Origin of the sequence: Streptomyces sp. NPDC048734, from assembly GCF_043198675.1 — a bacterium.
In the GTDB taxonomy this organism is placed as follows: Bacteria; Actinomycetota; Actinomycetes; order Streptomycetales; family Streptomycetaceae; genus Streptomyces.
On sequence record NZ_JBICUZ010000014.1, the window covers coordinates 56,909 to 65,617 of the forward strand.

8 protein-coding genes are annotated in these 8,709 nt (G+C 72.5%); 3 read left to right on the forward strand and 5 right to left on the reverse strand.

Annotated features, from left to right (window positions below):
• Position 1: 1 nt before the first annotated feature.
• The 4 genes from pcaH to ACGFQC_RS29225 are packed head-to-tail and all read right to left on the reverse strand — an operon-like array spanning position 2 to position 3,420.
• Complete coding sequence (gene pcaH / locus ACGFQC_RS29210) at positions 2-775, reverse strand: protocatechuate 3,4-dioxygenase subunit beta (RefSeq protein ID WP_363090722.1); 774 nt, start codon at positions 773-775, stop codon at positions 2-4.
• Positions 776-788: 13 nt separating this feature from the next.
• Positions 789-1,994 carry a thiolase family protein gene (locus ACGFQC_RS29215; protein ID WP_363090721.1) on the reverse strand — a complete coding sequence of 402 codons (1,206 nt, stop codon included), beginning with the start codon at positions 1,992-1,994 and terminating at the stop codon, positions 789-791.
• Complete coding sequence (locus ACGFQC_RS29220) at positions 1,991-2,638, reverse strand: CoA transferase subunit B (RefSeq protein WP_363090720.1); 648 nt, start codon at positions 2,636-2,638, stop codon at positions 1,991-1,993. Before ACGFQC_RS29220 ends, ACGFQC_RS29215 begins: the two co-directional genes overlap by 4 nt.
• The gene (locus ACGFQC_RS29225) at positions 2,638-3,420 is read right to left on the reverse strand and encodes a CoA transferase subunit A (RefSeq protein ID WP_363090719.1); all 783 of its coding nucleotides are present in this window, start codon (positions 3,418-3,420) and stop codon (positions 2,638-2,640) included. Before ACGFQC_RS29225 ends, ACGFQC_RS29220 begins: the two co-directional genes overlap by 1 nt.
• Before the next feature lie 211 nt (positions 3,421-3,631).
• Between ACGFQC_RS29225 and ACGFQC_RS29230 the strand changes: the two genes are divergently transcribed.
• Positions 3,632-4,129, forward strand: coding sequence for a MarR family transcriptional regulator (locus ACGFQC_RS29230; protein ID WP_363090718.1), 498 nt, complete (start codon positions 3,632-3,634; stop codon positions 4,127-4,129).
• Positions 4,130-4,172: 43 nt separating this feature from the next.
• Here the strand turns inward: ACGFQC_RS29230 and ACGFQC_RS29235 are convergent, their stop codons facing one another.
• On the reverse strand, positions 4,173-5,219 hold the full coding sequence (locus tag ACGFQC_RS29235) for a DUF3048 domain-containing protein (protein WP_363090717.1): 1,047 nt from the start codon (positions 5,217-5,219) through the stop codon (positions 4,173-4,175).
• A 275-nt stretch (positions 5,220-5,494) separates the two neighbouring features.
• On the opposite strand from ACGFQC_RS29235, the gene ACGFQC_RS29240 reads away from it, so the two are divergent.
• Both ACGFQC_RS29240 and ACGFQC_RS29245 read left to right on the forward strand, forming a co-directional pair.
• Positions 5,495-6,685, forward strand: a complete 1,191-nt coding sequence (locus tag ACGFQC_RS29240) for a zinc-dependent alcohol dehydrogenase (RefSeq protein WP_363090716.1) — start codon at positions 5,495-5,497, stop codon at positions 6,683-6,685.
• Between the two features lie 403 nt (positions 6,686-7,088).
• Positions 7,089-8,709: FAD-dependent monooxygenase (locus ACGFQC_RS29245; RefSeq protein ID WP_393288899.1), on the forward strand; the 1,621-nt coding region annotated here is incomplete at its 3' end.

The following is an 8,709-nucleotide window of genomic DNA, read 5'->3' on the forward strand; positions in this document are numbered from 1 at the left end:
GTCAGCGTCCTTCTTCGATCCAGGTGGCGTTCGGGCCGTCCAGCACGATGTCCCAGTGGTACCCGAGCGAGAACTCGGGCACGGACAGGCTGTGGTCGTAGGTGGCGACCAGCCGCTGCCGCGCCGCGTCGTCCGTCACCGACTGCAGGATCGGGTCGTAGGGGAACAGCGGGTCGTTCGGGAAGTACATCTGCGTCACCAGCCGCTGGGTGAACGCCGAACCGAACAGCGAGAAGTGGATGTGCGCGGGCCGCCAGGCGTTGACGTGGTTGCGCCACGGATACGGGCCCGGCTGGATCGTGGTGAAGCGGTAGAGGCCGTCGTCGTCGGTGAGCGTGCGGCCCACCCCGGTGAAGTTCGGGTCCAGCGGGGCGTCGTGCTGCTCGCGCTGATGGGCGTACCGGCCGGCCGAGTTGGCCTGCCAGATCTCCACCAGCTGGCCGCGGACCGGCCGCCCGGAGCGGTCGAGGAGCCGGCCGGAGACGGTGATGCGTTCGCCGACCGGCTCGCCGCGGTGGTGCCGGGTCAGGTCGTTGTCGATCTCGGTGATGTCCCGCTCGCCGAAGGCCGGCGAGGCCAGCTCCACCAGCTCCGGGTCCTTGCGGACGTCGATGGCGACCGGCGGCTGCTGCGGATGGCGCAGGAGGGAGGAACGGTAGGGCGCGTAGTCACGGCGCGGATGGTGCTCGACGGGGGCGCCGTCGGCGACCCGCTTCTCGTACGCGGCGTGCTCGGCCGCGATCTCCTGGTCGATGTCGGCTTGCGTGAGAGTCATGAGGAGTCCCGGGTCACTGGCGTTCGAGAACGAGGGCGAGGCCTTGGCCCACGCCGATGCAGAGGGTGGCGACACCGACACCGGAGCCGCGGCGGGCGAGCTGGTGGGCGACGGTGCCGGCGAGGCGGGCGCCGGAGGCGCCGAGCGGATGGCCGAGGGCGATGGCGCCGCCCTGCGGGTTGAGGATCGCCGGATCGAACTCGGGCCACTCGGCCACGCAGCCCAGCACCTGGGCGGCGAAGGCCTCGTTCAGTTCGAGCACGGACAGGTCGTCGAAACCCTTGCCCGCCTTGGCGAGGGCCCGGTTGACCGCCTCGACGGGGGCGAGTCCGAAGTACTGCGGATCGAGGGCCGACACCCCGGTGGCGCTCACCCGGGCGAGGGGTTCACGGCCGACGGCCTGCAGGCCCTCCTCGTCGACGAGGAGCAGGGCCGCCGCGCCGTCGTTGAGCGGCGACGCGTTCCCGGCGGTGACCGTGCCGCCCTCGGTGCGGAACGACGGCTCGAGCTTCGCCATCGCCTCCAGGGAGGCGTCCGGCCGCACCGACTCGTCGGCCGCGAACACCAGCGGGTCGCCCTTGCGGCGGGGGATCGTGACGGGGGCCAGCTCGACGTCGAACAACCCCTGCTCCTGGGCCCGCGCCGCCTTGCGGTGGCTGTGCAGCGCGAACTCGTCCTGCCGCGCACGGCTGATCCCGTGCTTGTCGGCGATCAGCTCGGCGCTCTCGCCGAGCGGGATCGTCCACTGCGGGTCCATCCGCGGGTTGACCATCCGCCAGCCCAGCGTGGTCGAGTACAGCTCCGCGTGGCCCGCCGGGAACGGCCGGTCGCCCTTGGGCAGCACGTAGGGCGCGCGGGTCATCGACTCGACACCGCCGGCCACGGCGATCGAGGCGTCCCCGACGGCGATCGCGCGGGCCGCCTGGATCACCGCCTCCAGGCCGGAGGCGCACAGCCGGTTGACGGTCACGCCCGGCACGGAGGTCGGCAGGCCCGCCAGCAGGGCGGCCATCCGGGCCACGTTGCGGTTCTCCTCACCGGCACCGTTGGCGTTGCCGACGTACACGTCCTCGATCCGGGACGGGTCCAACGCGGGCGTACGGGCCAGGAGTTCACGGATCGCGTGGGCGGCGAGGTCGTCGGGGCGCACCGAGGCCAGGGCGCCGCCGTAGCGGCCGACCGGGGTGCGGACGGCGTCGACGATGTAGACGCTCTTCACTGCCGGTCCTCCTCGGGGACGCGGACCTCGGCGTCCGTCTTCGCGACGATCTCGTCCACGCCCACCCCGGGCGCGGTCTCGACGAGCACCAGGCCGTCCTCGGTGACGTCGAGGACGCCGAGGTCGGTCACGATGCGGTCGACGCAGCCCTTGCCGGTCAGGGGCAGCGCGCACTCGGCGAGGATCTTCGGACTGCCGTCCTTCGCGGTGTGCGTCATGACGACGATGACGGTACGGGCGCCGTGGACCAGGTCCATGGCCCCGCCGATGCCGGTGATCATCTTGCCGGGGATCGCCCAGTTGGCGAGGTCGCCCCGCTCGGACACCTGCATCGCGCCGAGCACGGCGACGTCGATGTGGCCGCCGCGGATCATGCCGAAGGAGAGCGCCGAGTCGAAGAAGGAGGCGCCGGGCAGCACCGTGACGGTCTCCTTGCCGGCGTTGATCAGGTCCGGGTCGACCTGGTCCTCGGTGGGGTAGGGGCCGGTGCCCAGGATGCCGTTCTCGCTCTCCAGGACCACCTCGACGTCCGGGGGGAGGTAGTTGGGGATCAGTGTCGGCAGACCGATGCCGAGATTGACGTACTGCCCGTCCTTCAGTTCGCGCGCGGCGCGGGCCGCCATCTGCTCGCGTGTCCAGGCCATCAGCCGTTCACCCGTTCCCTCGTGGCGGGCGCCGAGACGGTCCGCTGCTCGATCCTCTTGTCGGCGGCCTGCTCGGGCGTCAGGGCCACCACCCGCTGCACGAAGACGCCCGGCAGGTGCACGGCGTCCGGGTCCAGCTCGCCCGGTTCGACCAGTTCCTCGACCTCGGCGATCGTGATCCGCCCCGCCATCGCCGCGAGCGGGTTGAAGTTGCGGGCGGACCTGTTGAAGACGAGGTTTCCGTGCCGGTCCCCCTTCGCGGCCCTGACCAGGGCGTAGTCGGTGCGGATGCCGCGTTCCAGCACGTACTCGGTGCCGTCGAACTCCCGCACCTCCTTCGGCGGCGAGGCGAGCGCGACGCCGCCCTCGCCGTCGTAGCGCCACGGCAGCCCGCCCTCGGCGACCTGGGTTCCCACCCCGGCCGGGGTGTAGAAGGCGGGGATGCCGGCGCCGCCGGCCCGCAGGCGCTCGGCGAGGGTCCCCTGCGGGATCATCTCGACCTCCAGTTCCCCGGACAGGTACTGGCGCGCGAACTCCTTGTTCGCCCCGATGTACGACCCGGTCACCCGGGCGATCCGCCCGGCGGCCAGCAGGACGGCGAGGCCCGACTCCATCGCCCCGCAGTTGTTGGAGACGACCGAGACCCCGGTGACGCCCCGCTCGTACAGGGCCTGGATGAGGACGCCCGGTACGCCGCTCAGCCCGAAACCGCCCACTGCCAGCGACGCGCCGTCCGGCACGTCGGCCACCGCCTCCAGGGCCGTGGCGACCACCTTGTCCATGCGTGCAGCCCCATCTCTCTCCGTGCACCTCAGCCCTCAATTAATCAGGGCACTGACTATTTTGGCGAGGTGTCCTTCACGCTGCCATCGGCGGGCCGGGTCGTCAAGACTTGGCGGAAAGCTGAGGTCAAACGCTCTTTCCCGCGAGCAGACAGCAGCCTGCTCTCCGAGTATCGTTCAGTGCACGTTCGAATCTACTTCGGGAGCGCGCATGGCCGCGGCGGACCTCAACACCCACCCCGGGCACCTCGCCCGGCGGCTCCAGCAGGCGCACTACCTGCTGTGGAACGCGATGGTGTCCGAGGAGACCACCTCCCCGCAGTTCGCCGTCCTCAACGCGCTCGTCGCCGAGCCGGGCCTCGACCAGCGCACGGTGGGGGAGCGGGTGGGCCTGGACCGCTCCACCGTCGCCGAGGTGATCGGCCGGCTGATCCGGCGCGGACTCCTCGACAAGGTCCGCGACCAGCAGGACGGCCGCCGCTTCCTGCTGCGCCTGACCGACGAGGGCCTGCGCGTCCACCGCAGGCTCGCCGTGCGCGCGGCCCGGATGAGCCAGGTCTTCCTCGCCCCGCTGTCCGGCGAGGAGCAGACGGTGTTCTTCGACCTGATCCGCCGGGTCGCGGACGCGGCGGAGGAGCTGCGCAACCCGGCGGAGCCCCCGGCCGGGCGGGGCGCGAGCGGTCGGGACCCGGGCCGCGCCCTCACCTGACCGGGATCCTGGCCACGCCCTCGCCCGAGCCGGCTCCCGGGCGTCACGGCGCCGGCGCGAACACCACCCACACCTGGCCCTCGGCGAAGGCGACCGGCGTGCCGTCCCGCGTCGTGAACCGGGTCCCGTCCGCCGCCCGCGGGCGCTGCCACCGCACGTCGTGGGTCCGCCCGTCGCGCAGCACCCGGGCCGTCCCGGAGCCGACCGTCTCCGTGTACGGCGTGTGGTTGCCGAGCGAGTCGTGGTAGCCGGACCCGCGCACGTTCACGTACTGCACGACCACCGTCGCCGGGGCGAGCCGGCGGCCGTCGGCGGTCACCGTCGGGGTGCCGTCCGTGGTGACCTCCCAGCGCCGCCGCTCCCCGGACCAGGTGAAGGTGAAGCGGGCCGCGGGATAGCGCACGGTGTGCGAGGCGGTGGGCGTGCCCCCCTCGGGGGCGGGGCCGTGGCGGAACCCGGTGGTCAGCGCGGCCTCGCCCGGCGCGGACGTCAGCACGCGGCCGGGGCGCAGGTAGAGGTTGTGCGGGGCGGCCCGGCCGGTGCCGCGGTAGTAGGCGTCCTCGTCGCCCTCCGGGGTGACGGCCTCCAACGGCTCCCTGCCGATCAGCGGCAGCAGCTTGCTCTGCGCGCCGGAGAAGGCCAGCACCGGCCGGTCGAACTGGCGCAACAGTTCCAGGTCCGACTCGCGGGCGCTGCGCACCGGCCCGACCGTCTCCGGCAGCCGCGTCGCGTAGACCGCCAGCAGCCGGCTCAGACCGCCCTCGACCTGTTCGACGTAGACGACGTCCGCGGCGTCGAGACCGGTCTGCGGGCGGGCCGCCCGGACGTTGTCGATCTTCACGGCCAGGACCTGGCCGTGAGCGGCCGTGCTCGTGCCGCCCGGCGGCCGGTCGCTGCCGCGGCCGTCGTCGGCCGGACCGTTGCCGCCCGTGCAGCCCGCCGCGAGGGACAGCGCGAGCGCCGCGGCGAGCGCGGCCGCCGCATCACGCCCGGGGCGCGCGCCCCGGCGCCTCCTCCTGCGCTCCCACGGGGGCCGGAGCCGCCCGCCGGGTCTCGGGCCCGTCGTGCCGTCCACCGTCGTGTCCACCATCGCCACCCCGTTCCGTGATCCGATTGTGCGCTTGTCTGCTTGCCGGTGGCCACACCCGACCGTCCCCGATCGGATGCGCCCCGCGGGCCGCTCGGCCCACCCGGCGCCGAGCGGCCGGCGGACCGGCGGACCGGCCGGCGGACCGGCCGGCGGGCAGGTCGGCGGGCAGGTCGGTGCGGCGCGGTTCGGATCCAGGGCGCCGGGTACCCGGCCCGCACTCCGGGATCCGCCCCGGCACGGCGGGCCCCCGAAACCGGTGGAGGGAGCGCGGCACGATGAAGGCAGTGACCTGGCAGGGAAAGCGGGACGTACGGGTGGACACCGTGCCCGACCCGGTGATCCAGGAACCGACGGACGCCGTCATCCGCGTCACGTCCACTGGACTGTGCGGCTCCGACCTGCACCTCTACGAGGTGCTCACCCCGTTCATGACCCCCGGTGACATCCTCGGCCACGAACCCATGGGCATCGTCGAGGAGGTCGGCGCCGGCGTCGTCGACCTCAGCGTCGGCGACCGGGTCGTCGTGCCCTTCCAGATCGCCTGCGGCGACTGCTGGATGTGCCTCAACTCCCTGCCCACCCAGTGCGAGACCACCCAGGTCACCGCCGAGGGCATGGGCGCGGCCCTGTTCGGCTACACCCGCCTGTACGGCGCGGTGCCCGGCGGCCAGGCCGAGTACCTGCGCGTCCCGCAGGCCCAGTACGGCCCGATCAAGGTGCCCGAGGGCCCGCCCGACGACCGCTTCGTCTACCTCTCCGACGTCCTGCCCACCGCCTGGCAGGCGGTGGAGTACGCCGACATCCCCGAGGGCGGCAGCGTCGCCGTGCTGGGCCTCGGACCCATCGGCGACATGGCCTGCCGCGTCGCCCAGGTGCGCGGCGCCGGACGGGTGTTCGGCGTGGACCTCGTCGGCGACCGGCTGCGCCGGGCCCGCGCGCGGGGCGTGGAGACGTACGACCTCCGGAGCTTCGACAGCGAGAAGGAACTGGTCGCCGCGATCCGCGACGAGACCGACGGGCGCGGCCCGGACGCCGTGATCGACGCCGTCGGGACCGAGGCGCACGGCAGCGCGACCGCCCGCCTGATCCAGAACGCCTCCGCCCTGCTGCCGCGCAAGATCAGCGGCCCCCTCTCCGAACGGTTCAGCGTCGACCGGCTCGCCGCCCTCCACACGGCCATCGAGCTGGTCCGCCGCGGCGGCACGCTCTCCCTGACCGGCGTCTACGGAGGCATGGCCGACCCGCTGCCCATGCTCACCATGTTCGACAAGCAGATCCAGATCCGGATGGGCCAGGCCAACGTGCGGCGCTGGGTCGACGACATCCTCCCCTACCTCACCGAGGAGGACCCGCTCGGCGTCGACGACTTCGCCACCCACCGCATCCCGCTGGCGGACGCCCCGAAGGCGTACGAGATGTTCCAGCAGAAGCGGGACGGCGCCGTGAAGATCCTGATGACGCCGTGAGGCGGGTGACCCGGGTGCGGGCGCTGGGCCGGGCGCCGGGTCCGGGCGGACGGGCGGCACTACGGGACGGGTGCCACCCGTCGCCCCGTACCGGGCGGCAGGCCGCAGCCCGGCACCGACTGCGCCGACGCCGTCCGCGCCGCAGGTGAACCGCGGTCCGTCCTGGACGAGTTCGGCGGTCTGTGCGGCCGGCCCAAGACCCCGGTTTGCTCGAAGCGTCAGTTCGGACCCTTGGGCGTGCGGTTCCTTTGCCCGGCGGCGGGCTTCAGGTCCCATCGAAGTTCGGCTGCCGGAGCCCTGCGGAACGTGGGTGGCGGTGGACGGCGAAACTCTCCCTCGCACTAGGCTCGACACTCCAGCCACGTCGGATCTCAGTCGCGGAGGATGCCAGGTGGAAGGTCCGATGGTGGTCGTGGTCGGCGCGGGGCCGACCGGGCTGGCCCTGGCATGCGGTCTGGCCCTGGCCGGGATATCGGTCAGGATTGTCGACAAGGCGAAGCGGCCGTCGACAGCGTCACGTGCTCTGGGGATCCAGCCGCGGGGCTCCGAAGTCCTCGACCGGCTCGGAGCTCTGGAAGGACTGCCGGAGCGTTCGGTGCGAGTCGCGGAGTTCGTCACGCACGTCAACGGCAAGTGTCTGATGCGTCTGAAGGTCGGCGCGCATGCGGCGCTGGTGGATCGCCCTGTGCTCGTCAATTCGCAGGCGGAGGTGGAAGCGCAGTTGCTGCGGCGGCTCCGCGAGCTTGGTGTCGAGGTGGAGTGGGGCCGAAAGTTCGTCGACGCTGATCAGGATGCGGAGAGCGTGACCGTTCAGTTCGACGACGGAGCGGTGCGCGCGAGGTGGCTGGTGGGCTGCGACGGAGCGCACAGCCATGTGCGCACATCGGCGGGCATCGGCTTTCCCGGAGCACCCATGATGGACGGATTTTCCCTCGCGGATGTGCGCGCGTCGTTGCCGTTTCCCAGAGACGTGGTGTCGGCGTGGCTGCATCGGGAGGGAATGCTCGGGGTGTTTCCTCTGCCCGGGGACGGTGTCTGGCGGCTGGTGGCGTCGGCTCCCGTGGATGGCGAGGACATCGGTTCCGATCGGGTGTCGGACATGCTGAGGCTGGCCCTTCAGGAGCACGCCGGCATCCAACCGCCCGAGCGATGGACGGACCTGTGGACTTCGACCTTTCGTATTCAGCGCCGCCTGGCCACTAGGTACCGGTCCGGCCGAGTTCTGCTGGCGGGAGATGCCGCTCACGTGCACAGCCCGTTCGGTGGACAGGGCATGAACACCGGGCTCGGTGATGCCGAGAACCTGGCCTGGAAGCTCGCACTGGTCGCCTCGGGCAGAGCCCACAGCCGCCTGCTGGACACCTATGAAGGCGAACGGCGTCCGGTGGCCCGCGAGGTGATGGCTTCGACGAGCGGCGTTACGCGTCTGGCCGTCGCTGACAACAGGGTGATGCGCGCCGTCCGTGATCGTGCCCTGGTTCCGTTGCTCCGTCTCCAGACGGCGCAACGGCTGCTCTGGGAGAAGTCCTCGCAGCTCAGGATCAGCTACCGCAACGGACCTCTGGGAGGCCGGTGGTCGCGCCTTCGGACCGGTGTCGGACCGCGCGCGGGCGATCGCGTACCCGACCTGGCCTGCCTCCGGGAGGACGGCAGCCGCACCCGTCTGCACGGGGAGCTCGGTCACCGGTGGGCGATTGTCGCTCCTGCCCCTGTCGCGTCGGCCTTTGCGGACATCGCTCGCACACACCTGGGCGCGGATACCGCGGTGGCCGCACTCTCGGAGACTGGCGGGAGACGGACCGTCATGCTCGTTCGCCCCGACGCCCACCTCGGGTGGGCGGGCGCATCTCCAGCCGCGTTGGACGACTGGTTGACACGCGCTCTGGGGGGTGGTGGGGGGCGCCCCGGGGGGGGGGGGCCCCCCCCCCCCGCCCCCCCCCCCCCGCCGCCCCCCACCCCCCCCCCCCCGCGCAACCCAAACACCACCCCCCACCCCACAAAAAGGCCGCCGCCCGGAAATGCAA